The 24486-nt window shown below is 56.8% G+C and carries 22 protein-coding genes and 1 tRNA gene; 9 read left to right on the top strand and 14 right to left on the bottom strand.

All coding sequences use genetic code 11. The features are described from left to right. Positions 1–596: 596 nt before the first annotated feature. From EGY08_RS09315 to proB, 7 genes are all read right to left on the bottom strand, one after another. On the bottom strand, positions 597–1313 hold the full coding sequence (locus tag EGY08_RS09315; RefSeq protein ID WP_123828430.1) for a glutamine amidotransferase: 717 nt from the start codon (positions 1311–1313) through the stop codon (positions 597–599). A gap of 1 nt (position 1314) precedes the next feature. After that, the gene (gene cysI, locus EGY08_RS09310; protein WP_112165881.1) at positions 1315–3009 is read right to left on the bottom strand and encodes an assimilatory sulfite reductase (NADPH) hemoprotein subunit; all 1695 of its coding nucleotides are present in this window, start codon (positions 3007–3009) and stop codon (positions 1315–1317) included. Between the two features lie 257 nt (positions 3010–3266). Further along, entirely contained in the window at positions 3267–3644 is a 378-nt protein-coding gene (locus EGY08_RS09305) for a helix-turn-helix domain-containing protein (RefSeq protein WP_227635278.1), read from the bottom strand. A 232-nt stretch (positions 3645–3876) separates the two neighbouring features. Then, the gene (locus tag EGY08_RS09300; RefSeq protein ID WP_224326421.1) at positions 3877–4071 is read right to left on the bottom strand and encodes a helix-turn-helix domain-containing protein; all 195 of its coding nucleotides are present in this window, start codon (positions 4069–4071) and stop codon (positions 3877–3879) included. Between the two features lie 213 nt (positions 4072–4284). After that, positions 4285–4357: transfer RNA gene (locus tag EGY08_RS09295), tRNA-Thr, on the bottom strand. A gap of 112 nt (positions 4358–4469) precedes the next feature. Next, complete coding sequence (proA, locus tag EGY08_RS09290) at positions 4470–5723, bottom strand: glutamate-5-semialdehyde dehydrogenase (protein WP_123828429.1); 1254 nt, start codon at positions 5721–5723, stop codon at positions 4470–4472. 10 nt (positions 5724–5733) lie between these two features. Next, positions 5734–6837: a glutamate 5-kinase gene (gene proB, locus EGY08_RS09285; protein ID WP_004099297.1), complete on the bottom strand. Its 1104-nt coding sequence runs from the start codon at positions 6835–6837 to the stop codon at positions 5734–5736. A gap of 290 nt (positions 6838–7127) precedes the next feature. On the opposite strand from proB, the gene phoE reads away from it, so the two are divergent. Beyond that, positions 7128–8180, top strand: a complete 1053-nt coding sequence (gene phoE, locus EGY08_RS09280; protein ID WP_004129421.1) for a phosphoporin PhoE — start codon at positions 7128–7130, stop codon at positions 8178–8180. 53 nt (positions 8181–8233) lie between these two features. Here phoE and EGY08_RS09275 read toward each other — a convergent pair whose 3' ends face one another. Then, positions 8234–8797, bottom strand: a complete 564-nt coding sequence (locus EGY08_RS09275; RefSeq protein ID WP_004099299.1) for a C40 family peptidase — start codon at positions 8795–8797, stop codon at positions 8234–8236. 329 nt (positions 8798–9126) lie between these two features. Between EGY08_RS09275 and EGY08_RS09270 the strand changes: the two genes are divergently transcribed. Further along, positions 9127–10071: a LysR family transcriptional regulator gene (locus tag EGY08_RS09270; RefSeq protein WP_004129427.1), complete on the top strand. Its 945-nt coding sequence runs from the start codon at positions 9127–9129 to the stop codon at positions 10069–10071. Here the strand turns inward: EGY08_RS09270 and EGY08_RS09265 are convergent. Further along, positions 10068–11135, bottom strand: a complete 1068-nt coding sequence (locus EGY08_RS09265; RefSeq protein ID WP_123828428.1) for an ABC transporter substrate-binding protein — start codon at positions 11133–11135, stop codon at positions 10068–10070. The genes EGY08_RS09270 and EGY08_RS09265 overlap by 4 nt on opposite strands. A 222-nt stretch (positions 11136–11357) precedes the next feature. Here EGY08_RS09265 and EGY08_RS09260 point away from each other — a divergent pair, with 222 nt between their 5' ends. The 3 genes from EGY08_RS09260 to EGY08_RS09250 are packed head-to-tail and all read left to right on the top strand — an operon-like array spanning position 11358 to position 15477. Continuing rightward, positions 11358–12926: an ABC transporter permease gene (locus tag EGY08_RS09260; protein ID WP_123828427.1), complete on the top strand. Its 1569-nt coding sequence runs from the start codon at positions 11358–11360 to the stop codon at positions 12924–12926. Then, positions 12923–13666: an ABC transporter ATP-binding protein gene (locus EGY08_RS09255; RefSeq protein WP_004129433.1), complete on the top strand. Its 744-nt coding sequence runs from the start codon at positions 12923–12925 to the stop codon at positions 13664–13666. Before EGY08_RS09260 ends, EGY08_RS09255 begins: the two co-directional genes overlap by 4 nt. 23 nt (positions 13667–13689) lie before the next feature. After that, positions 13690–15477 carry an aryl-sulfate sulfotransferase gene (locus EGY08_RS09250; protein ID WP_123828426.1) on the top strand — a complete coding sequence of 596 codons (1788 nt, stop codon included), beginning with the start codon at positions 13690–13692 and terminating at the stop codon, positions 15475–15477. Positions 15478–15484: 7 nt separating this feature from the next. Here EGY08_RS09250 and EGY08_RS09245 read toward each other — a convergent pair whose 3' ends face one another. Further along, a complete protein-coding gene (locus EGY08_RS09245) occupies positions 15485–16282 on the bottom strand; it encodes an AraC family transcriptional regulator (protein WP_123828425.1) in 798 nt (265 codons plus the stop codon). A 100-nt stretch (positions 16283–16382) separates the two neighbouring features. Between EGY08_RS09245 and EGY08_RS09240 the strand changes: the two genes are divergently transcribed. The 3 genes from EGY08_RS09240 (at position 16383) to EGY08_RS09230 (ending at position 19228) form a co-directional block, all read left to right on the top strand. Continuing rightward, entirely contained in the window at positions 16383–17192 is an 810-nt protein-coding gene (locus tag EGY08_RS09240; RefSeq protein ID WP_004129438.1) for a sulfite exporter TauE/SafE family protein, read from the top strand. A 409-nt stretch (positions 17193–17601) separates the two neighbouring features. Then, positions 17602–18471, top strand: coding sequence for a DMT family transporter (locus EGY08_RS09235; protein WP_123828424.1), 870 nt, complete (start codon positions 17602–17604; stop codon positions 18469–18471). A 94-nt stretch (positions 18472–18565) separates the two neighbouring features. Continuing rightward, positions 18566–19228: an HAD family hydrolase gene (locus EGY08_RS09230; protein WP_087828298.1), complete on the top strand. Its 663-nt coding sequence runs from the start codon at positions 18566–18568 to the stop codon at positions 19226–19228. Positions 19229–19326: 98 nt separating this feature from the next. On the opposite strand, the gene phnE (EGY08_RS09225) is transcribed toward EGY08_RS09230, so the two are convergent. The 4 genes from phnE (EGY08_RS09225) to phnC form a co-directional block, all read right to left on the bottom strand. After that, positions 19327–20208, bottom strand: a complete 882-nt coding sequence (gene phnE / locus EGY08_RS09225; protein ID WP_087828299.1) for a phosphonate ABC transporter, permease protein PhnE — start codon at positions 20206–20208, stop codon at positions 19327–19329. Next, positions 20205–21077, bottom strand: a complete 873-nt coding sequence (gene phnE / locus EGY08_RS09220; RefSeq protein WP_004132516.1) for a phosphonate ABC transporter, permease protein PhnE — start codon at positions 21075–21077, stop codon at positions 20205–20207. The genes phnE (EGY08_RS09225) and phnE (EGY08_RS09220) overlap by 4 nt, the downstream gene beginning before the upstream one ends. Before the next feature lie 69 nt (positions 21078–21146). Next, on the bottom strand, positions 21147–22088 hold the full coding sequence (phnD, locus tag EGY08_RS09215) for a phosphonate ABC transporter substrate-binding protein (protein WP_029669800.1): 942 nt from the start codon (positions 22086–22088) through the stop codon (positions 21147–21149). 23 nt (positions 22089–22111) lie between these two features. Next, positions 22112–22954 carry a phosphonate ABC transporter ATP-binding protein gene (gene phnC, locus EGY08_RS09210; protein WP_004129455.1) on the bottom strand — a complete coding sequence of 281 codons (843 nt, stop codon included), beginning with the start codon at positions 22952–22954 and terminating at the stop codon, positions 22112–22114. Between the two features lie 926 nt (positions 22955–23880). On the opposite strand from phnC, the gene ecpR reads away from it, so the two are divergent. After that, entirely contained in the window at positions 23881–24423 is a 543-nt protein-coding gene (gene ecpR / locus EGY08_RS09205) for an ECP biosynthesis operon DNA-binding transcriptional regulator EcpR (RefSeq protein ID WP_004129457.1), read from the top strand. The last annotated feature ends 63 nt before the right edge of the window (positions 24424–24486 follow it).

Here is a 24486-nt window from a genome sequence, read left to right as displayed (position 1 = left end):
CTCTACTAATTAGGTACTGTGAAGAGTATCACACGGAATGGTCCGGGAATTCCGTCACCAAAGCTATTTGCCAGAAGCTTGACGGTTGCACCGGTGCATTGATGCCTGAATGCGCCATTACTTATTCAACGGCAGACATGCTCCAGGACACTCTGCCCGTTGGCGTTGCAATTTTTACTTTCATAGTTAATCAGCCCATGCTGGTCCAGCTGAATTTTTTGTGTGATATCCCATCGAACGCGGATGAATAATAGAAGAGGCTGCTGAGTTGCACTTCCATCCAGTCTAGTGACGCTCGCTGTATAAATTACTGGCCGCCTGTGCTGCGAATAAAACGATAAATCTGACGTTCTGGAGGAATGTATTGTTTCGAATTAGGTGGATGATTAGGTAATATATTATGCTGATTTTTCGAAATATATTGCAAAATTGTATGGATCGGAAAACGGCCATGCGAATGACAGGTCTGACTGAAGACAACCAGGCAGAGACCTGCTATTCAATATTTTTTCCTGGTTGCCCGGCTATCAGCGAATACTGGTAGGGGAGGAAGGCGACCCTGCGCCTGATGTAGCGATTAAACAGCTTTCTCACGATTATGACTGGCATAAGCGGGGGGCATTATCCTTGCACCAGAGATAATAGAAGCGCCTGAGCAGCTCTTGTGGCCAGACTGGTTCGCCGGGCATCTCGGCCATTTCCAACTCTTCTCCGCGCTGTTTGAGGCAAGCGGCCATAATATCCCAGGTAAATTCCGGGTGGAACTGCACCGAATACGCCGTGTCGCTATAGCGCAGAATCTGGCAGGCGTCACGGGCGGAAAAAGCCATCACGCTGGCACCATCCGGCGGCCGTAGCACGGTTTGCCGGTGAGAAAGCCAGGCCGCGAAGCGACCGGGAAATGTCGTTAGCAGCGGGGCTGTACTGTTTTCGGCGATCTGGATCAGCTGAAGCCCGTGTTCGCTCCCCAGCGGGTTATCCGCAACCAGGCCTCCCAGCGCGTGGGAAATTAGCAGGTGGCCATAGCACACGCCCAGTAGTGGCAGGTTCAGGGCGTGGGCGCGTCGTATCCATTGCGCAGTCTCCTCGCTCCACGCTAACCGGTCGGTGACCATCGCCCAGGAGCCGCTGATGATGGCGCCGCAGATTGTGTCGATAGCGGGCAGGGGCTCCTGGCGATCCGGGTGAATAACCCGGTACTCCCCGCGGGATAAGGTGAGCGCCTGAACGAACCATTGGCTTTGCTCGCCAGCCTCCTCGCGGATTATCGCCGGCGGATCGCCCATTTGAATAATCGCCAACGGCCTGGCCATCTTAGTCCTGCAGATAAAAGTCGATGCTGGAGTTCAGTACCGGGCGAATAATCCCCGTCTGTACCGCAAAGTCGCCGAACGCCACATCATGGTTAGCCGCCTGCGCCCAGGCGCTCAGCAACGCGTCAAGGTCGCGGATAATCTCTTCAAGCGGCTGGTTCTCTTTATAGAGGCGAGGAATACGCGTTCCCTCGCGGTTGCCGCCGAGGTATACGTCATAGCGGCCCACGGCGCGGCCGACGAGGCCGATTTCGGCCAGCATCGCCCGGCCACAGCCGTTCGGGCAGCCGGTGACGCGAAATATCACGTCCCGATCGGCAATCCCGTTACGCATTAAGATAGCGTCAAGGCGATCGACTATGTCCGGCAGCACGCGTTCGGCCTCGGCCATTGCCAGCGGACAGGTGGGATAGGAGACGCAGGCCATCGCGCTTTTTCGCTGCGGCGATACCGTGTCATCAATCAAGGAATAGCGCTGTGCCAGTGCGTCAATCTGAGCTCGGTTGCGCTCGCTGACGCCGGCGATAATGATATTTTGATTGGGGGTTAAGCGAAAGTCACCGTCGTGGACGGCGGCGATGGCGGCCAGGCCCGACTTGAGAGGCTTGCCGGGCTTATCAATCAACCTGCCGCTGGGGATAAACAGGGTGAGATGGTGCTTACCGTCGATCCCTTCTACCCAGCCGATACGATCGCCGCGACTGCTGAAAGCGTAAGGCCGCAGCGGTTGGAATGCCATGCCTGCTCGCAGCTCGACTTCCGCTTTAAATACCTCAATGCCGAGTCGATCGATAGTATATTTAGTTTTAGCGTTGCGTCGATTTGCGCGGTTTCCACGGTCTCTTTGGGTGGCGACAACGGCGGTGGCAACCGCCAGCGTAGCGTTCAAAGGAATATACCCCAGCTCTGTCGCCAGGCGCGGATAGGTGCTCTGGTCGCCGTGGGTCATCGCCAGGCCGCCGCCTACAAGCACATTGAAGCCCGTCAGCTGTCCATTCTCGCCGATAGCGATAAAGTTAAGATCGTTGGCGTGCAAATCGACGTCGTTTTGCGGTGGAATGACCACCGCGGTTTTGAATTTGCGCGGCAGATAGCTGTTGCCCAGAATGGTCTCTTCTTCCGGCTGCGCGATCTTTTCACCGTCCAGCCAAACTTCGGCATAGGCGTTTGTTTTCGGCAACAGATGCTCCGATATCTTTTTAGCCCACTCGTAAGCCTGATGATGAAGCCCGGACTCCACCGGATTTGAAGTACACAGTACGTTACGGTTGACGTCGCCCGCCGTCGCCCGCGAATCGAGACCCAACTGATGCAATAGCCGATGAACCGGCTTGATATTACGCTTTAGCACGCCGTGCAGCTGCAGCGCCTGGCGGTTGGTGATGCGGATGCTGCCGTAAAGCGTATGCTGCGACGCAAACTCGTCGATCCCCAGCCACTGCTGCGGGCTGATGATCCCGCCAGGTAAACGCACCCGCAGCATCACCGTATGCAGGGGTTCTAGCATTTGCGCCGCTCTTTCCTGGCGAATATCGCGATCGTCCTGCTGGTACATGCCGTGAAAGCGGATCAGCTGAAAGTTATCGCCGAGAAATCCGCCGGTTAATTCGTTATGCAGATCTTCTTTAATCGTGCCGCGCAGAAGTTGGCTCTGCTGTTTTAATCGTTCATTATCTGAAAATTTATCATTGCTCATTATAGTGTTCTCAAAAATGTGCAGGTTAATTCACCCAAAAATACCAGTAGATTACATCACAGCAGATCCTTAACCAACATGAACAGTTAGTTTGTTAATCGATATAACAGTTGTTATAACCGCTGGTTCTAATTAATAATTATTCGTCCTGAGTCATTTTACCGTTATACGTTAGTGATTATTTTGCTAATTGCTGAGCGCCCCACGGGGGGCATCAGGGAGGCAGTGATATTGAGGCTACCAGCGCGCGCAGTGATTTATTTTTTATACGCTGCGAGCGCTGGTAGGCTATACAAGGCAGGCGTGGTGTGGATATAGCGCTGGATCTGGTCGACAAACGCATGTTTACTTTTGAAATTATATTTAAGGTAGGCCGAGTCGGTATCCTCAATCCCGAGGATGATATCCATTATTGCATATTCAATTTTTTTATTGCTGATGAATTTGTTGACAGTCACTCCGGTTTGTTTTTTAAAAATGCGATGCACATATTGCCGGGAAACCTGCAGATATTCAGAGATATCATAAACTGAAATGTTATTATTTATATTTTGATAAATGTACTGTATGGCGAAATTCACCAATGCCTGGCTATTGGATATTATGCTGTCGGAGAGTTGAACCTGGTGATGCATAGATACTACTTCTTTTTTGACTATATCTTTTTTATCGTAGACGATTTAAAACGGAACGAAATATACAATATAGTGGTTTTTATGGATAACAGTATTATGAGTGCCGTGATAATCGATATTTCAGCGCAGGCGGTTTGTCGGCGTCATTTCCGCTCGCACAGCAGGGCACGGCATGAAGCATGGCCGATCGCAATCAGCCATGCTGCGGCAGGGGTGAGCTAAACGATTTCGTTCATCTGCTGATAATTCTGGCCGTGAAATTGCTGAACGGTGGCGTTGTCCCGGCACTGTTGGCTGTAACGGCCGGGGGGACTCCTGTGATGCGTTGAAATGCGCGATTAAACGCGGCTTGGGATTGATAGCCGACTCGTTCCGCGGTCTGCGTCAGGCATACGCCGCCGGCGATGTGCTGGCAGGCCAGGGTCACGCGGAACTTTGCTAAGGGTTTTGGTATGAGGATTAGAGACGCTGGCGGCGTCTTCTGGCTTCAAAGGAAAATCTGTACAGGGTTGAGCCTGGTAACTACCTGCCCATATGTTGTACGATACCAAAGCCAGTACAACCCACAGGCGTTTGGATGTGATTTTAGAAGATACAATTTCTTGGGTATTTTAACCTAAGTTATTGATTTATTAGAGAGTGCCGATAATAGGAGTCGAACCTACGACCTTCGCATTACGAATGCGCTGCTCTACCAACTGAGCTATATCGGCCCTGCAAGACGTGCTGACGAGCGTAAGCACGGGATAGAAGGTTAAAACTAAGTGGGTGATGCGTCAATGCCCTTGCGAATCAAACGGCTACTTTTGCATCACCCAATGAGCATTAAGCACGAATGGTATCGTCGCCGAAACCAATCCACTTATAGGTCGTCAGGGCTTCCAGCCCCATCGGGCCGCGCGCGTGCAGCTTCTGGGTGCTGACCGCCACTTCCGCGCCGAGGCCGAACTGGCCGCCGTCGGTAAAGCGGGTAGAAGCGTTGACGTACACCGCCGAGGAGTCCACCTCGTTGATAAAGCGGTTCGCGTTGCCCAGGGTACGCGTCAGGATGGCGTCGGAATGCTGGGTGCCGTGCTCGCGAATATGCGCCACCGCTTCATCCTGATCGGCCACCACCTTCACGTTCAGATCCAGCGACAGGTACTCGTTGTCATACTGCTCCGCTTTCACCGGCTCTACGCTGGCCGGGCCGTTTTGCAGCGCGGGCAGGGAGGCCGCATCGGCGTGCAGGCTGACGCCGCTTTCCGCCATCTGCTTGCTCAGCGCGGGCAGGAAGCGTTCGGCGATATCCTGATGTACCAGCAGCGTTTCGACCGAATTACAGGCGCTCGGGCGCTGCACTTTGGCGTTAACGATCACTTTCAGCGCTTCGGCAACGTCAGCGGAGTGGTCGATATAAATATGGCAAACGCCGATACCGCCGGTGATCACCGGGATCGTCGACTGCTCGCGGCATAGCTTGTGCAAACCTGCGCCGCCGCGCGGGATTAGCATATCGATATACTTATCCATCTTCAGCATCTCGCCGACCAGCGCGCGAACCGGACTCTCAATCGCCTGCACGGTGGCCGCCGGTAAGCCGCACTCCTGCAGCGCCTGCTGAATCACTTTCACCGTGGCGGCGTTGGTGCGCCAGGTCTCTTTGCCGCCGCGCAGAATCGCCGCGTTGCCGGTTTTCAGGCACAAAGAGGCGACGTCGACGGTCACGTTTGGACGGGCTTCGTAAATCACGCCCACTACGCCCAGCGGCACGCGGCGACGCTCGATACGCAGGCCGCTGTCCAGCAGGCCGCCGTCGATCACCTGACCGACCGGATCAGCCAGGCTGCAGACCTGACGAACATCGTTAGCAATCCCGGTCAGGCGAGCCGGATTGAGCGCCAGGCGATCGAGCAGCGCTTCGCTCAAACCGTTGGCGCGCGCTTCCGCCAGATCCTCAGCGTTAGCCCGCAGAATCGCGTCGGTCTGCGCTTCAAGATAGTCGGCAATCTTTTCCAGCACCTGGTTCTTTTCGCGGCTGGAAAGCTGCGCGAGTTTATACGAGGCCGCTTTGGCAGCAATGCCCATTTGTTCCAGCATTTTCAGCTCCTTAACGGATAATCATGTCGTCACGGTGGACGGCGACCGGGCCGTATTCATAGCCCAGAATGGCATCGATCTGCTGCGAGTGCTGCCCGGCGATGCGGCGCAGCGCATCGCTGTTATAACGGCTGACGCCGTGGGCGATATCGCGGCCTTCAAGGCTGCGAATGCGAATCACTTCGCCGCGCGAGAAGTTGCCGGTGATGGTTTTAATCCCTTTCGGCAGCAGGGAGCTGCCGCGTTCGAGAATGGCCTGTGTCGCACCGGCGTCCACGGTAATTTCGCCCGCCGGCGGCGCGCCGAAAATCCAGCGCTTGCGGTTTTCCAACGGCGACTCCTGGGCGTGGAAGCGGGTGCCAACGGAAACCCCCTCCATCACGTCGCCAATCACGCCCGGACGGCTACCGGCGGCGATGATCGTGTCGATGCCCGCGCGGCAGGCGACATCGGCGGCCTGCAGCTTGGTGCCCATACCGCCGGTACCTAAACCCGATACGCTGTCGCCCGCGATCGCGCGCAGGGCGTCATCGATACCGTACACGTCTTTAATCAGTTCGGCCTGCGGGTTGTTGCGCGGGTCGGCGGTGAACAGGCCCTGCTGATCGGTCAGCAGCAGCAGTTTATCGGCGCCCGCGAGAATCGCCGCCAGCGCCGAAAGATTATCGTTATCGCCGACTTTAATCTCGGCGGTGGCCACGGCGTCATTTTCATTAATTACCGGCACGATGTTGTTATCCAGCAGCGCGCGCAGGGTATCGCGGGCATTAAGGAAACGCTCGCGGTCTTCCATATCGGCGCGGGTCAGCAGCATCTGGCCGACGTGAATGCCATAAATAGAAAACAGCTGTTCCCACAGCTGGATAAGACGGCTCTGGCCAACCGCCGCCAGCAGCTGTTTGGACGCGATGGTCGCGGGCAATTCCGGGTAGCCGAGGTGTTCACGTCCGGCGGCGATCGCCCCGGAGGTCACTATCACAATTCGGTGGCCCATCGCGTGCAGCTGTGCGCACTGGCGCACTAATTCAACGATATGGGCGCGGTTCAGGCGGCGGGATCCGCCCGTTAAAACACTGGTGCCCAGTTTTACCACCAGCGTCTGGCTATCACTCATGATTCTCTGCCGTTCAAAAAGGAGTTTCGATATCGAATTGATGTTGTAACAGGAGTCAGCCCGCTTGCCAACACCTGGCGTGGTGGACGAACCACTTCATTGCGCGGATCGGGCATTCTGGCGGGGAAACGTGACACATTCATGACGGAAATAATTAAATACGCTTTTTTATCAAAAGTTCCATGTTGTCATAAATTTTTAATATTAGAGCGTTAAAAAACCTGCAGTTTTTGACAGGGCTTCCGCCCGGAATTGATTAGCGCGTATAAATAAATCACCAGGACTAGATAATGAAAAAGAGCTCACTGGCATTAATGATGATGGGTCTTATTGCTTCTTCGGCTACCCAGGCGGCAGAAGTTTATAATAAAAACGGCAATAAACTGGACGTCTACGGCAAAGTCAAAGCGATGCACTATATGAGCGACTATGACAGCAAAGATGGCGACCAGACCTACGTTCGTTTCGGCATCAAAGGCGAAACGCAGATTAACGACGATCTGACCGGCTACGGCCGCTGGGAATCAGAGTTCTCCGGCAACAAAACCGAAAGCGACTCTTCGCAGAAAACGCGCCTGGCGTTCGCCGGGGTGAAAGTTAAAAACTACGGTTCATTTGACTACGGCCGTAACCTCGGCGCGCTGTACGACGTCGAAGCCTGGACCGATATGTTCCCGGAATTCGGCGGCGACTCTTCCGCGCAGACCGATAACTTTATGACCAAACGCGCCAGCGGCCTGGCAACCTACCGCAATACCGACTTCTTCGGCGTGGTGGATGGCCTGGATCTGACCCTGCAGTACCAGGGCAAAAACGAAGGCCGTGAAGCCAAAAAACAGAACGGCGACGGCTTTGGCACCGCGTTAAGCTATGACTTCGGCGGCAGCGATTTTGCCGTCAGCGCGGCCTACACCAGCTCCGATCGTACGAACGATCAGAACCTGCTGGCCCGCGGTACGGGTAAAAAAGCGGAAGCCTGGGCGACCGGCCTGAAATATGACGCCAATAATATCTACCTGGCGACCATGTACTCCGAAACCCGCAAAATGACGCCAATCAGCGGCGGTTTTGCCAATAAAGCGCAGAACTTTGAAGCCGTGGCGCAGTACCAGTTCGACTTCGGCCTGCGTCCGTCCCTGGGCTACGTGCTGTCAAAAGGCAAGGATATTGAGGGCGTGGGAAGCGAAGACCTGGTCAACTACATTGATGTTGGCGTGACCTATTACTTCAACAAAAACATGAACGCCTTTGTTGATTATAAAATCAACCAGCTGAAGAGCGATAATAAGCTCGGGATCAACGATGACGATATCGTCGCTGTCGGTATGACCTACCAGTTCTAAGACTGATCGACAATAAAGCCGCCGTGGTAACAGGGCGGCTTTATTATTTGTGATTAACGGTTTTTCGCCAGGTGCAGATTATCGTTATTCATCGTGATCTGCGCGTTATATTCCTTCGGCAGACGGCGCGCCTGGTAGAATACCGATTGCCAGTACGGATTATCCAGCGAAGAGCGCATCACGCCCTGGCTGGTGGAAGCGTGAAGGAAATTACGGTCGGTATCATAGAAGCCGACGTGCATGCCGCCTTTAATTCGGAAGAAAACCAAATCCCCCGGCCGTAGCTGGCGCGGACTCACGCGCTCACCCATGTGCAGCAGTTCGCGAGTGGTGATGCGCTCCATCGGCAGGTTAAAGCGATCTTTGAGCGTACGCCAGACAAACCCGGAGCAGTCGACGCCGCTTTGCTCCGTCCCGCCCCATTCGTAGGGCGTTCCCTCCCAGGTATGCATCTGATCGTGCAGCGCGGCGATCACCGGGATCAGATCGTCAGAACCTCCGTCAATGGTCGAGTGGCTACTCTGGGCGGCGGTTTTATGCGGTTTCGATGAGGATGAACATCCTGCCAAAAGCAAAAAAGGAACAAATAATAGCGCGTGAGAGAGTCTGGGCTTCATATCATTGTTTTTCGTCACTGAAAACGGGCCGTGATATTTTATAGCCGATTCGCTACGGCCTCAGAATGACCAAACGCAAAATTTACGAAACCTTACGTAAATAATATAGGCCGGTTCGCGGCGTGAGAATTAACGCTGATTATTTATGGCAAAACCGAACTCGCCATATTAATAATTTTTTTCTCCTTGAAACAATATTTCACAAATATACGGATGCTGGACGTTCCTTCTGCTTCCGTGCTGGGTGAAAAATCCTCATCATTCCGCCATTGCGCCGCCTGGCTGCGCTCCAGTACTTTTGTAGCCAAAAAGAGAGAGTGGGGCGGCCAATGCATCTGGATTTTCGCCAACTGCGCAACTTTGTGGCGCTAGTTGAATACGGCAGTTTTAATCGCGCGGCGGAGGCGGTGTGCCTGTCGCAGTCGGCCTTCAGCCGCAGCATTCAGGCGCTGGAGCAGAGCGTCGGCCATCCGTTATTCGATCGTCAGAGTAAGCTACCGACGCTCACCCTGCACGGGCAAAAGCTGCTGCCCTACGCCCGCCGCTTTCAGGAGCTGAACGTGGAGCTCAGCAGCCAGCTGCGCGAAGCGGACGATGCGCAAAACGGCGAGGTCGCTTTTGGCTGTGGCCCGGCCCCTGCCGCGAGGCTGATTCCGGCCGCCGTCGGCGGGTTTCATCGCCTTTTACCGCAGGCGAGGGTGCGCTTTCAAATCGATAACTGGCTGGCGCTGCATCAGGCGCTGAACTCCCAGCTTTACCCTTTTGTGGTCGCCGACAGCTGGCAGGCCGAGCTCGACCCGCAGCTGCGCGTGCAGCCGCTCAGCCCGCAGCGCTGCTTTTTCGTCTGCCATGCCGACCATCCGCTGGCCAAACAGGGGCCGGTCTCTATTCAGGCGATGCTGCGCTACCCCTTTGCGGCGCCCTATTTGCCGCCGGGCGTGCGCAAGGTGCTGGCGACCCTTAGCCAGCAGCAGGATTTTACCCCGGCGATTCAGTGTGACCATATCTACGCGCTGCTTGCCACCCTCGCGCAGACCAACGCGATTAGCTTCGCCAGCGAGGACGGCTTCGCGCTGTGCCAGCACAGCCATCGGCTGGTTAAGCTGGAGCTCAGCGATCTGCCTGAGGAGTGGCGGCTGATGCAGACCCGGTTTGCCATTATCTCTCCGGTTCACGCGGCGCAGCCGCCGCTGGTGGAGAAGCTAATTGAGATTATTCTTCATACCGATCGTCAGCATCAGCTGCAGCTGCTGGCGCAGGAGGAGAGCGGTTAACCGGCGTTTTTCGCCAGGCCTTTGGCATCATACTGCGGCCAGCGATTTTCCAGCCGCAGGGATTTCAGCGCCTGCTCGACAAACTGGCCGTCCACCCACTGGCTGACGTCAAAAGCGCTGCGGATCAGGCGTCCCGATTTCGCCTGTTCGACGCTACGGCTAAAGCTGTCGGTCAGGAACGGGTCGATACGCGGCGAGGTGGTAAAGTTCAGATCCTGCGGCTGCAGCTCTTCGAGAAACAGCGCCTGCGGGATCTGGCTCTGCTGCGCCATCTCGGCGGACCAGGCGTCGCGATTGGCCGGGTCGCTGATTTCCGCAGCGTTCTTCACCAGTACGTTAATCATCTGCTGGGTCGCCTGCGGCCAAGCGTCAATAAACGTCTGCGTGCCGAGGAATCCCGCCTGAGTCGTGTTCTGACGGCCGGAATCGCCGCTTTTGACGACCACATCAATCTTATCGCCGCGCAGCGCCAGCAGCGAAACGCCGCCCCACACCGCATCGACGCGACCGGCCGCCAGCGCCGCTTTGCCGGCGTTCCAGTCGAGGTTGATTACCTGCAGGCTACGCTCATTGAGGCCGACGGTTTGCAGCGCGCGGTCAAAGGCCAGCTGGTCCGCCGTGCCGCGATATACCGCCACCCGTTTGCCTTGCAGATCGGCCAGCGTTTTAATCCCCGAGGCTTTGGTCACCGCAAGGTAAGATTCCGAGCCGCGGCTGCCCAGCAGCAGGCGCGTCGGCAGTCCGTTGGCTTTACCGATAATCGCCGCCAGATCGCCGAGGTAGACAAAATCCAGCTGGCGGTTGGCTAACGCTTCATTTACCGCCGGGCCAGCGCCTTTGAAAAACTGCCACTGCACTTCTACGCCCTGCGGTTTAAACGTTTCTTCCAGCTGATGGCGGATAAACGCCATGCCGACCGGACCCTCAATAAAGGGTTTACTGCCTGCGCTCTGGTCCGGCACGCCGATGCGAATGGTGCGCAGCGCTTCGGCCTGGACGCTTGCCGCCAGGCCGATAACCGCCGCCAGCGCCAGCAAGGTGCTGCTAAAAAATGCTTTCATCATAACGTATTGCTCCCTTGAGTTTTTTCTCACCCTAAAGAGCCCACGGGTCGCGTGTTAAATGCTTTTATTCGCCAAGCATGGGTGAAAAAAAGCTAAATCAGACGCCGCGCGGCCGGCAGGCTGAAATGCATTCGATGCATCGGGATTATTCGCCTTACGCAATGGCGGCGAAGGGGAAGTGACGTTTTGATAGCGACATAACTTGCCGAAAAGTGGACCGATATGTCGCAGATGATCTTAAGAACCGATGCCCCAGCCAGGCCAGGCTTCAGGGTTAACGGCTGGCCGTGGCTGCTGCCAGCGTTGCTGCTGCTGCTGTGGTACGTCGCCGCTCGCGAAGGATGGATGCCGGAGCAAATTTTGCCCGCGCCGTCGGTGGTTGCCGATACCGCGCTATCGCTGCTGAGCGGCGACCTGCTGGCGCAGTGGGGATTCAGCCTTCAGCATCTGGCGCTTGGCCTGCTGTTGGGGGCCACTGCCGGCACGCTGCTTGGCGCGCTGTTCGGCCTGGTCCCGGCCGCCGCGCAGCGCGTGGAGCCGCTGTTCTACGCCCTGGCGCAAATCCCGACGCTCGGCTGGATCCCGCTGTTTATGGTGCTGTTCGGCATTGATAACGGCCTCAAGCTGGCGGTTATCGTCAAAACCACCGTGGTGCCGATGACCATTAATACGCAGCAGGCGGTGGCCGGCGTGCCGCTGACCCTGAGCGAAGCCGCAAGAGTGATGAACTTTTCCCGCTGGCAGCGGCTGCGCTGGCTGGTGATCCCGGCAAGCCTGCCGGGCTGGTTTACCGGCCTGCGTCTGGCGCTGTCCCAGGCTTGGGTATCGCTTATCGTCGTTGAACTGCTGGCTTCTTCGGAAGGCATTGGCTACCTGATGGTCTGGGGCCGCCAGCTGTTTCAACTGGATATCGTCTTCGTCACCATTGCGGTGGTTGGCCTGAGCGGCATGCTGATGGAGTGGGCGGCGAACCGCGCCTGTGCCCGGCTGGTGTTCTGGCCGCAGCCAGCCGCCGGACGCCTGGCGTGGAAACCGCAGGCCAGTTGGCGGGCGCTGCAGCTGCCGTTGGTCCTGCTGGCGCTGTGGCAGCTGGCAAGTTCGTGGGGCTGGATCGATGGCGCGCTGTTCTCTTCACCGCTGGCGGTGGCGGCGCGTTTTATGCAGGGCGCCCTGAGCGGGGAGCTGACCGCGGCGATGCTGGCAAGCCTCGGGCGAGCCTTTGTCGGCGGCGCGCTGGGGATTGCGGGGGGCCTGCTCTGCGGACTGCTGCTGGCGCTGCGCCCGCGCGCCGGGCAAATTTTCACGCCTACGCTCAACGTGCTGCGTCATATCGCCCTGTTTGCCTGGCTGCCGCTGCTGACCGCGTGGGTGGGCAACGATAACGGCGGCAAAATCGTTTTTATCGCGCTGGCGTCGTTCTTTCCGATGTTCTTCAGCACCCTGCAGGCCGTGCTGCAGCGCAACCCGCAGCTCGATGAGGTTGCCAGAGTGCTGCGGTTAGGTGAAGTAGCGCGCCTGCGCAGGGTCATTCTTCCCGGCGCGGCGCCGGGGATCTTCGCCGGTCTGCGGCTGGCGCTGATTTACGCCTGGCTTGGCAATATCGGCGCGGAATATTTCATGTCCTCCGGCGTCGGCATCGGCAGTCTGATGATCAATGCCCAGCAGCTGCTGGATATGCCCACCATTCTTTGCGGCATGGTGCTGGTCGGTATTACCGGCGCGGCGCTGGATAAAGCCGGACGTTTACTGGAAATGCGCGCCACCCGCTGGCGTCAACAGGAGCAGCTATGACCTCTTCGACTCTGGTCTCTTTTCGTCACGTGCGTAAATCCTGGCAACAGGTGACGGCGCTACAGAATTTCAGCCTGGATATCGCCGCCGGTGAACTGGTGGCGCTGGTGGGCAGCAGCGGCTGCGGCAAATCGACGCTGCTGCGGATGCTGGTAGGCCTTGAGTCAGCGACCCAGGGCGAAATTCGCATTAACGGCGAGCGGGTCACCGGCGTGGGCAAAGAGCGCGGCATCGTATTTCAGGAGCCGCGCCTGTTTCCGTGGCTTAACGTGCTCGACAACGTGATGCTCGGCCTGGCGGATGAAAAGCTCAGCCGGGCGGCGAAGCGCCAGCGGGCGCTGGAAATGCTGGAACGCGTGCAGCTCAGCGAATTCGCCAACGCGTTGCCCGCGCAGCTCTCCGGCGGGATGGCCCAGCGGGTGGCCATTGCCCGCGGCCTGGTGGCCCGTCCGCAGATCCTGATGCTCGATGAGCCTTTCGGCGCGCTGGATGCCCTGACGCGTCACACTCTGCAGCAGGAACTTTTACAGATCCACCAGCGCGCGGGAACCACCACGCTGCTGGTGACGCACGATGTGGAAGAGGCCGTCGCTCTGGCCGACCGGGTCGTTGTGCTCTCGCCGCGTCCGGGGCGGATACGGGAAGTGGTGAGCCTGGCGCTGCCCCATCCGCGCCAGCGCGATGATGCTTCGTTTAGCGCCGCCTGCCGCCAGATTCGCAACCTGATTACCTCTGCCTGATTCTTTTATTTAAGGAGCAATATATGGGATATCCTTCCGTCTACCCGACCGGCGCCACCCTCTACGATCCGTCGCGCGCCTGGAGCGGCTACACCCTTTTCCAGGCCACCGAACACGGCGCGGTGCTGGTGGATATGAACGGCCGCGTGGTGCGCGAATGGCCTGAACTGCACGGGTTTCCCAATAAAATCCTGCCCGGCGGCGCGATCCTCGGCCACAGCGGCGAGCGCGACCCGCGCTACGGTATGCAAGATATGCTCGACCTGATCCAGGTGGACTGGGAAGGCAACGTCACCTGGAAATTCGATCGCTACGAGCAGGTGAGCGATCCGGGTAATGAAACGCGCTGGATGGCGCGCGCGCATCACGACTATCAGCGCGCGGGTAACCCGGTGGGCTACTACGCGCCGGGGCTGGAGCCGCAGGTGGATGGCGGCAATACCCTGATCCTCGCCCACACCAATCTGGTTAATGAAGCGATTTCCGACAAGCTGCTGCTGGACGACACCATTATTGAAGTTGACTGGCAGGGCAACGTGGTGTGGGAGTGGCGCTGCAGCGACCATTTCCACGAGCTGGGTTTCGACGACGCGGCGCGTACCGCGCTGTACAACAACCCGAATATGCGCGCCAGCGGCGGCGGTATGGGCGACTGGATGCATATCAATTCGATGTCGGCGCTGGGGCCGAATAAGTGGTATGACGCCGGCGATGCGCGTTTTCACCCCGACAATATTATCTGGGACGCCCGCGAATCCAACATTATCGCCATTATCGACAAACAGAGCGGCAAGATCGTCTGGCAGCTGGGCCCGGACTACAGCAAGCCGGAGCTGAAGCACATCGGCTGGATCATCGGCCAGCACCATGCGCATATGATCCCGCAGGGGCTACCGGGCGCGGGTAATATCCTGATTTTCGATAACGGCGGCTGGGCCGGATACGGCGCGCCGAATCCGGCATCGGCGGACGGCGTGAAAAACGCCTGGCGCGATTACTCCCGGATCCTGGAGATCAATCCGCTGACCCTCGATATCGAATGGCGCTACTCGCCCTATGAAGCAGATCTGCCGCAGCCGACCGATTCGTACCGCTTTTACAGCCCCTATATCAGCAATATGCAGCGCCTGGAAAACGGCAATACCCTGATTAACGAAGGATCGAACGGGCGCATTTTCGAAGTGACCCGCGACCACGAAATTGTCTGGGAATATATTTCGCCGTTCTGGGGCAAGACCCTGAACAACAATATGGTCTATCGCGCCTACCGCATTCCCTATGGCTGGATCCCGCAGCTGGCGCAGCCGCAGGAGACGCCGATTGCGGCGGTGGATGTGCGTACCCTGCGCCAGCCTGGGGCGGCGGGGGCCGGTCCGGCGCAGAGCGTGGTGCGGGTGGCAGGCGTGAAGCCGTACAGTAAAAGTGCCGATGCGCTGTGCGTGGCAACTGATAACGATACCCTGCGCCGCAGTCCGAAGCTGTTCCGCGTCGCGGAAAGCGCGTTCACGCCGATAAGCGCGGCGAGCGAGCTGGAGAGTGAACGGCCGGTGCTGCTGTTCGTTGGCGCGGAACGCTGCGTGCACTGCCGCAAGCTCTGGCAGCTGCTGGCGCATGAGAAACTCAGCTCGCGAATTGCTCAACTGGATACGCGTTATCTGGATGCCGATCGGCATCAGGCGCTGGCGAGCGACCTCGGCGTGCGCGGTCTGCCGACGCTGCTGCTGATTAAACCGGGACAGCCGGCATCGCGTGCGCCTGCGCAGCTCTCGGTGGACACGCTGTTTGACTGGCTGAATCGCGCAGCCGGGTAATCCGCGACTACGGCGGACTGGCGTGTGCCGGTCCGCCGTTTATCTGACGGATAAACGCCAGCGGCGAATAGCCCATCGCTTTGCGGAACATCGCGGTAAAGGCAGCCGGATACTCATAGCCCAGACTTAGCGCAACTTCGGTAATCGAACGTCCCTCACGCAGCGCCGTCATGGCGTACATCAGGCAGGCCTGCTGGCGCCAGTCGCAAAACGCCATCCCGGTCTCGCGACGAAACAGACGATTAAACGTGCGTACGCTCTTACTCAGCTTTTGCGCCCACTGCTGCGGCGTACTGCGGATACTCGGCTGGCGCTGAAAATCGCCGCATAACGCCGCGAGGCGGCTGTTCTGCGGAAGCGGCGTAAACATCGGCAGCGGCGCGGCGGCGCGCAGTTCATGGAGCAGCAGCGTAATCAGAGCGGCATCGCGCCCGCTCTCTTCATACAGCAGCGGTAGCCGACAGGCGGCCAGCAGCAGCTGATGGGCCAGCGGAGAAACCTGTAAGACTTCGCAGCGCTCGTTTTCCCGCGGGGCGTACCGCGCGTCAATATACAGGCTGTGGGTGCTGACGCCGGGCATCCAGACGCGATGCGGTTTCGTCGCCGGGATCCAGACCCCGCTGAACGGCGGTACCAGCCACTGGCCGTCGTCCGTTTCGACCTTCATTAATCCGTTCATGGCGTACAGAAACTGCGCCCGGCGGTGGCTATGCCTCTCCAGAAGGGTGTTGGGCGGATAGTCGCTGCCCAGCGCCAGTACCGGGCGAGGAAGATGGTCGACGTCATCAATCGCAACGTTGCGCATAAGTGTAGCCCTGGCTGAAATTCGTAATAGATTGGCTTTAAAGCGTAAGCCGGTCATCGCCTTATTCTATATCGTTACCTCCTTTTGTGGAGGCGTTCCAATGAGCGACTGGCTTTTTCTGTGCGGCATACTTTCCGGCATCACGACCTGGCTCTTTGGCTTCGGCGGCGGTTTCGTTACTGTCCCGCTGCTCTATTTACTGGCGACCAACGGGTGGGGAGCGCAAAGCGCCGTCGGGCAACAGGCGATGCAGATCGCCGTCGCCACCTCGGCGCTGGTTATGCTCTGTTCCGCGCTGCTGGCGACCTGGCGGCACGCGCGTACCGGTATCCTCCGCTGGCGCCGCTTATGGGCGATGCTTACCGGCATTGCCGTGGGCGGAACGGCGGGCGCGATGCTGGCGCTTCAGGTGAACGGGGAGTGGATCCGCTGGCTGTTCGTTATCTACCTGCTGGCGACCATTATCGATTGCTACTTTCGCGCCGGATTTATGACTCCGCCGTCCAGCCGGGTGGTGCCGACGGCGCCCCATGAGCTGACGGTAGGGGGCGTCATTGGCCTGATCGCCTCTTTTCTCGGCGTCGGAGGAAGCGTGATGACGGTTCCTTTAATGCGCCGTCGCGGCGTGCTGATGTCTGAAGCCGCGGCGATGGCCAACGTCCTGACCCTGCCGCTGGCGGCAACGGCGACGCTCACCTGGCTGTTGATGGCGTGGCTGTCGCCGGTGGCGCTGCCGGCTGGGTTTGTCGGCAATATCTGGCTGTCGGCGGCGGCGCAGCTGGTGGCGGGAAGCTGGCTGGGATTAAAAATCGCCTCCCGCTGGCTGGCGCGTTTACCGGATCGCTGGCATGTGCGAATTTATCCGCTATTGCTGATAGCGGTGCTGCTGGTCATGAGCTTGTGGGGATGAGGAGGGAAGCTACCTCGCCGCGTATCTGCCCGGGCGACCGCTCAGCACAATGCCGTGGAGGCGTAGCCCGGGTAAGCGTAGCGCGACCCGGGAAAACCCGCACTGATGCGTGAATCCCGGCGCATTCCCCGAGTCACGCGCTGTCTTGTAAATTTTTCGTTAACCATGCTAATGTTTATGCACGTTAACTAACAGGTGACCCCCGTGACGCATAGCGCCATCTCTGGACATTTCCTCTCCTGCGCTGATTTATCGGCGGGCCGGATGGTATCATCGCGTCGTCGCCTGTATTCCTGCGCCTGCCCTCCGCCTCCTGAATCCGTGGTAACCGGGGTCTGACCTCCGAACTTTATGGTACTCGTTGATAACGCGTACCGACCGCAACACATTCAGGATCTGGAACACATTTATGCATTCTCGATACGCTTTGCTCGCCTCGCAGGCGACAACGGCAACCTTTGTCCTGCTGTGGGGCAGCGCCGCGATTTTTACCCGCTGGGGGCTGGACAACGCATCGCCGATGGCGCTGCTGGTTTTCCGTTTTCTGATAGCCCTGCTGGCGCTGCTGCCGCTCGCTATTTTGCGCAAACGCTGGCTACCGGCGCGCGGGACGCGATTGCAGGTCATCATCAGTGGACTGATGCTGATTGGCGGCTATTCCGTCTGCTACTTTGAAGCGATGGCCCACGGCGTGACGCCGGGGCTGATTGCCACCATCATGGGCATTCAGCCGATTCTCACCCTCTGCGTCGTTGAGCGGCGGCTGCAGGGCATTCGGCTGCTGGGCCTGCTGCTGGCGCTGGCGGGGCTGGTTCTGCTGGTATGGCGGAGCCTGGCGGCTTCGCAGATGGCGGTCAGCGGCATTATTTTTGCCCTTGCCGCGCTGCTGCTGATGACCTTTGGCGCCATTTTGCAAAAGCGTAGCCGCCAGGCGCCGGTTGACGTTCTGCCGCTACAGTATCTGGTTAGCCTGCTTTTGTGCTTATTTATGGCGCCGGTGAGCGGTTTTTATGTTCACTTTAGCGCAGGCTTTATCATCCCGGTGCTGTTCCTTGGCCTGCTGATTTCGGTCGTGGCTCAGCTGCTGCTCTATCGTTTGCTGAGCGCCGGGAATATCGTTAACGTCACCAGTCTGTTTTATCTGGTGCCGGTGATTACCGCGCTGCTGGACTATCTAATGCTGGGGAACCGACTCCCCTGGGCGGCGGTTGTCGGTATGGCGGCGATCCTTGGCGGAATTATGCTGGTGTTTCGCGCGCCGAAAGTTAGCGCCGCATAGCCAATGACCCGGGTATTTCTCCCGGGTCATTCTGCTGTCATTTTTCTTGCGCATGCTCTCGCGAGACGCCGTGGCCGATAAGGGAAAATAAACGATGGGTAAAACGCTGACCATTTTCGATCTGGATAATACGTTAATTAAGGGAGACAGCAGTACGCTGTGGAGCCGCTTTATGGTGCGCGAGGGCTGGGTAAACGATCTTGATTACCTGGCGCGGGAAGCGCGACTGATGGAGGACTACGACCGCGGCGAAATGAATATCGCCGATTATGTCGCCCTGATTCAGGCACCGCTGATTGGCGTACCAAAGCAGGACGTAGACGCGCTGCTGGCGCGCTGCGTACGCGAAGAGGTTATGCCGCGCGTGTATCCGCAGGCATGGGATTTGATTCGGACTTTACAGGCGAAGGGCGAGCAGATGCTGGTGATCTCGGCGTCGGTCAGCCTGCTGGTACAGGCGGTTGCGGCGGAGCTGGGCATCGAGCAGGCGCTGGGAATTGACGTCGTAATGTCCGACGGTGGCTATAGCGGCGTGATTGCCGGTACGCCGAGCTATCAGCAGGGGAAAGTCGTGCGCCTTCAGCAGTGGCTGGCGGCCCATCCCGACTATTCGGGCGAGATAACCTTCTACACCGATTCAATCAACGACCTGCCGCTGTGCCTGCATGCCGATCGCGTACGGCTGGTCAATCCGTGCCCGCAGCTGGCGGCGGCGAACGCGCAGCACCGGTGGCCGGTGCTGACGTGGCGGCTGTGATTTTCCCCCGGGCGGCGGCGTAAACGCCTTACCCGGGCTACTTTTTCGTGCCGGTTGGGTAGCCCGGACAAGTGCGCAGTACCGTTTCCGGGAAAAAACTAATCAGCTTTAAACAGCGGCACCGCGCTGCCGCCGATATAGCGGCGGCGCAGCCAGGCGGACAGCGTATCCATCGCCATCACCACCGCCACCAGCAGCAGGGTAATAAACATCACCACGTCCCAGTTCCACAAGCGCATATTTTCCGCATAAATCAGGCCGATGCCCCCCGCGCCGACAAAACCGAGTACGGCCGCGGAACGGGTATTCGATTCAATCTGATACAGGCTGAGCGCCAGAAATGTCGGAAAAGACTGGGTAAAAATGCTGAAGCGATGCTTCTGCAAACCGTTCGCCCCCACCGCCGTCAGGCCGCGTCCCGGCGAACGGTCAACCGCCTCATGCCCCTCGGCATACAGACGGCCCAGCAGCCCGGTATCCTGCATGATAATCGCCAGCACCCCGGCCAGCGGCCCGAGCCCTACGGCGCGGACGAAAATCAGCCCCCAGATAGCCATATCGATGCCGCGCAGCACGTCGAACAACCGGCGCATCAGCAGGGCGATGATCCCCGGAACAACGCCGCGCATAATGTTGCGCGCCGCGAGAAAAGAGAGCAGTAGGGCGATAACCGTCGCGGTAAGCGTCCCGGCGAAAACAATCGCCAGGGTAATGGCGATTTGCGTGAAGTAATAGCGAAACGGCCAGTTGAAAAAGTCGTGCCAGACGAACATCCGCAGTAGGTAGCGACCCATCTGCTGCAGCCCGGCGGCGAGCTGCCCGCCGCTGATGCCGAACTGCATAAAGAACCAGACATAATAGAGCACGCTGGCCAGCGCCAGCAGGCCGACATAGCGCAGATAGCGCCCCTGGGCCTGATATAAATGCCGATGCTGGCGGCGGCTGGCGGCGATATCCGGTTGTTTTTGCCACTGACTCATTTTTTCCCCTCCAGAACCCACTGCCGCAGGCGGCCGGACAGCATATCCAGCAGCGATACCACGATAATAATCAGCAGCAGCGTGATGCTGACCTGATCGTAACGATCCAGTTTGATGTTGGTCATCAGCTCCTGGCCGATGCCGCCCGCGCCTACCAGCCCGAGGATCGTCGAAGAGCGGAAGTTAATTTCGAGCCGCATAAAGCCGTAGGAGAGAAAAATGGGTTTCACCTGCGGCCACAGGGCGAAGCGAATACGCTGCAGATGCGACGCGCCGCAGGCGGCCAGACCGCGCACCGGTTTATCCTGGGCGCTCTCCACCGCTTCATAGAACAGCTTGGTCAGGCTGCCGATAGTGTGCAGCATCAATGCCAGAAAGCCCGGTATCGCCCCGATACCAAAAGCCATCACGAAAATGACCGCCCACGCCAGCTCCGGCATGGTGCGCAGAAAAGCCACCAGCACGCGGACGGCAACCCGCAGCGGGGCAGGGGACCAGGCGTTGCTGGCGGCAACGAACCCCAGCAGGGTGGCTATCGCCACCGCCACCAGCGTGGACGCCAGCGCCAGCTGCAGCGTCTCCCAGATCAGCGGCAGCTGTATCGGCAGACGATAGCCCCAGTAAGCCAGCGAACCTTTGGTATGCGAATCGGCAAACAGGTCGGCGACGCGCAGCGTCGGCAGCGTCTCAAACATGTAATCGAAAAAGTTGGGCAGCGAGTGCCAGATAGTAAAGAGATTAAACTCGGCCATGCTGCCGGCGGCAAAATAGAGCGCCAACAGCAGCAGGGATCCGCTCAAGGTATCGCGCTTTTGCCGCGAGCGGACCTGCTGGTAATAGCGTTCGAATTCGGTATGGGTGTTATTCATGCGTCGTGGTGTCTTCAACGAGTCGCCGTTGCCCGCGATAGCCAGCGGGCGACGGCGTCAGGGGCGGGATTAACGCGCGCTAACCAGTTCGCGTTTCATATCGATGATCTGCTGAAAATCAGCCACGCTTCCCGGGCCGATGTGCTGAGTACCGCCCATCGCCTTGATAAAGCAGGCGTGATCGTCAGTATCGAGCTTTTTAATCGCGGTAACGACTTTGGCCTTAAAGTCCGCCGGCAGGGCATTGCTGACGAGGATCGGACCGTTCGGGATCAGCGGCGATTGCCAGATAATGCGAATTTGCTTCATCAAATCCGGGTGATCCATGCGAATCAGGCGGTTAAAGGCGCCGACGCTGTAGCCGCTGTTATAGTCGCCGACCATGGAGGTCCAGGTCACCGCGCCGGCAAACTGGCCGTTCAGCACCCCCAGAATATCCTGCTCGTGGCCGCCGGAGAAGGTCACGCTGGAGAAGAAGTTATTGTATTTGTTATCCGAGGTGCCGCCGAACTGCTGTTTAAAAGCGTGGTTCGGAATTAAAAAGCCGGAAGTGGAGTCCGGGTCGGCGAAGCCAAAGGCTTTGCCCTTCAGATCTTCTAACTTTTTATACGGACTGTCGGCTTTGACAATCACCACCGAGTGATAGCCGCGGGACTGGTCTTTATCATCTACGGCAATCCCGACAATATCGACGGCCTTAGGATTGTTAATATAAACCGAAGCGTATGATGACGGCGACATGCTTAATACGACGTCAACTTTTCCGCCCAGCAATCCCTGAATTACACCGGAGTAGTCGGAAGAGTTACGCAACTTCGTATCGACGTTCAGTTCTTTATCGAGGAACTGTTTAACGCACTGGTTATCACCAATTTGCTGCGTTGCGTTTTGGCCGCCAAGGATGCCCAGATTTAATTCCTTCGGCTGTTCAGCAGCGCCTGCCTGCCACGCCATCATAATGCCTGCAACCGCTGCGGATAAACGAACTGCGCCAGTGATGTACTTTTTCATTATTTTGCCCGTGTGAGTGAAATTTAATGCAATTGGCTAATTTCATCGCCGTACAGCTGGTGCAGAATTTCCTGATTCAGCTGCGCGGGATGGTCGTCAAAAATAATCTTGCCCTTGGCCACGCCGATAACCCGCGTGCAATATTCACGCACCAGCTCCACCGAATGCAGGTTTACCATCACGCTGATGCCCTGTTCGCTAATTTCGCGCAGGACATTCATAATTCGCTGCGTATTTTTCGGGTCAAGAGACGCGACTGGTTCATCGGCCAGTAAAATACCGGGGTTTTGCATTAATGCCCGGCAAATGGCCACGCGCTGCATCTGGCCGCCGGAGAGGTTTTCCGCCCGCTGTAGCGCTTGCGGCAGCATATTCATCCACTCCAGCAGAGAGATCGCGCGGGCGCGGTCGGCGTCGGGGAAGACTTTGAATAAGGATTTCAGGGTTGAGGTCTGGCTCAGGCGCCCCAGCAGCACGTTGGTCAAAACGTCGAGGCGCGGGACCAGGCAGAAATCCTGAAAGATCATGCCGCACTGGCTGCGCCAGGCGTTTAACGCGCGGCCTGACAGCTTTGATACGTCCTGCGGCGTCCCCACTTCCGGGAAGCTCAGGATCTCGCCGCCGCTGGCGCTATGGGTGCCGTTCAGCAGGTGCAGAAGCGTCGATTTACCGGCGCCGGAACGGCCAATCACGCCAACCAGTTCGCCCGCATGAAGATCGAAACTGATGCTATCCAGAACGGTTTGCTGCGCGTTCCAGGATTTGCTCAGGTTACGTACGCTCAGGACCTTGCGCTGCCGGTCGGTATAGGGGGGCGTAAACGGTTGAAAATCGGTTTCTGCAACCGCAGCCAGAGAACTGTTCATAAATGCGTCCAGGTTCGTCAGTCAACTGGGCACTATTAATGGTGTTTTATATGACTGTCGGATGACAGTAAGACGAACAAATAGTGAACGGACGCAAGATTTGAGGTAGCGGGTGGCGAAAAAGCCCGACAGCGGTCACACTTTTGTATCCACAAGCGGGAATCCGGTCAGGGTCTGCTACCTTTAATACGCTTTGGCAATGAGATTAATAATGATACGTATTTCCTCTGATAAATATAATGCGGTGTATGCGATATTTGCAGGGGAAATTTACCGCCTCGGGCGCAAAGGCATCATTCAGGATGTTCGTGCCAGGCTTCTTGCTGAGTCGGTTTAACCGAATAGTTAATCTTTTCGTGCTTGATTACGATTGGCCTCGATAAATTTTTAGTCGGCGACCAGGCCTTTTGTGCGGAGTGTAATTTCATTATTTACGCTAGTTAATGGAATTAACCACTGATCTTGTGTTGATTATTGGCATTATGTTCTTATTTTTTGAATTTGTTCGACTTTTTTGCATTTCCGAATGAAACCCTCGTTAAGAATAGTCTTAACCAGTAATGGCTAAGATCCTGGAACATATAATATTCACTTAAGAATCCCCGTACGCAATGCTAATAACCATATGAAAATAAATGCTTTTTATGTTTAACTCAATATTCTTATTTTTATTGTTTTGGCTTAAATTGACCTGTTCGGTAATTAGCACTCTGAGCACTTATTGACACACATGGAGAAAAATCCTAAATTTGATAACACAAGAAACAAGCAAGTCATTTAGCGTTCTTTGTCTCAAGCAATACTATTTTGAGTTTTAGGTTAGATATATTAAAGAGGGAATTTGCTGACTTAGACTTTGCAGGCCTGGGCTATCAGCAGTGTTGTGATACGTTCAAGATTTCCAGGACTATGGGGTTTAACTTTATATGGATTATAAATATTCTTTGGATCAGTGCATCTGGCCAGCGCATGACAGTTATTTTCTTAAAGGACTCGCTGAGCTAATTATTGATATCGATAACTTAATTTACCTGTCACTTGAAAAGGTACGCCGGGAATTTGTATTTATTAATCTTAGCGCCAGTTCGCTGAACTATTTTATCCGCCGCGATAATGAGTGGCTGGCTGAAATGAAAGGAAAACAGATCGTATTAATTGCCGCAAGGCGCTCGGAAGCGTTGGCCAATTATTGGTACTACAATGGCTCTATTCGTGGCGTAGTTTATGTCGACTTAGCGAAAGATATTCGTCAGGAGCTGGCATACGTTATTAATGGTCGTTTTCTACGCAAAGATATAAAGAAAGACAAAATTACCAACAGGGAAATGCAGATAATTCGTATGACGGCGCAGGGAATGCATCCAAAATCTATCGCCAAAATTGAAAATTGTAGTGTGAAAACGGTTTATACCCATCGGCGAAATGCCGAGGCAAAACTGTATTCAAAGATATATAAGCTCGCGCTGTAATTAGTAATGGACGTAATTTTTAAAATTGTGCACCAGGTCGTAACCCCAAAATAATTTGTGCCG

Origin of the sequence: Klebsiella sp. FDAARGOS_511, from assembly GCF_003812845.1 — a bacterium.
GTDB classification, from domain to species: Bacteria; Pseudomonadota; Gammaproteobacteria; order Enterobacterales; family Enterobacteriaceae; genus Klebsiella; species Klebsiella grimontii.
This window is presented reverse-complemented; position numbering and strand designations above follow the sequence as displayed.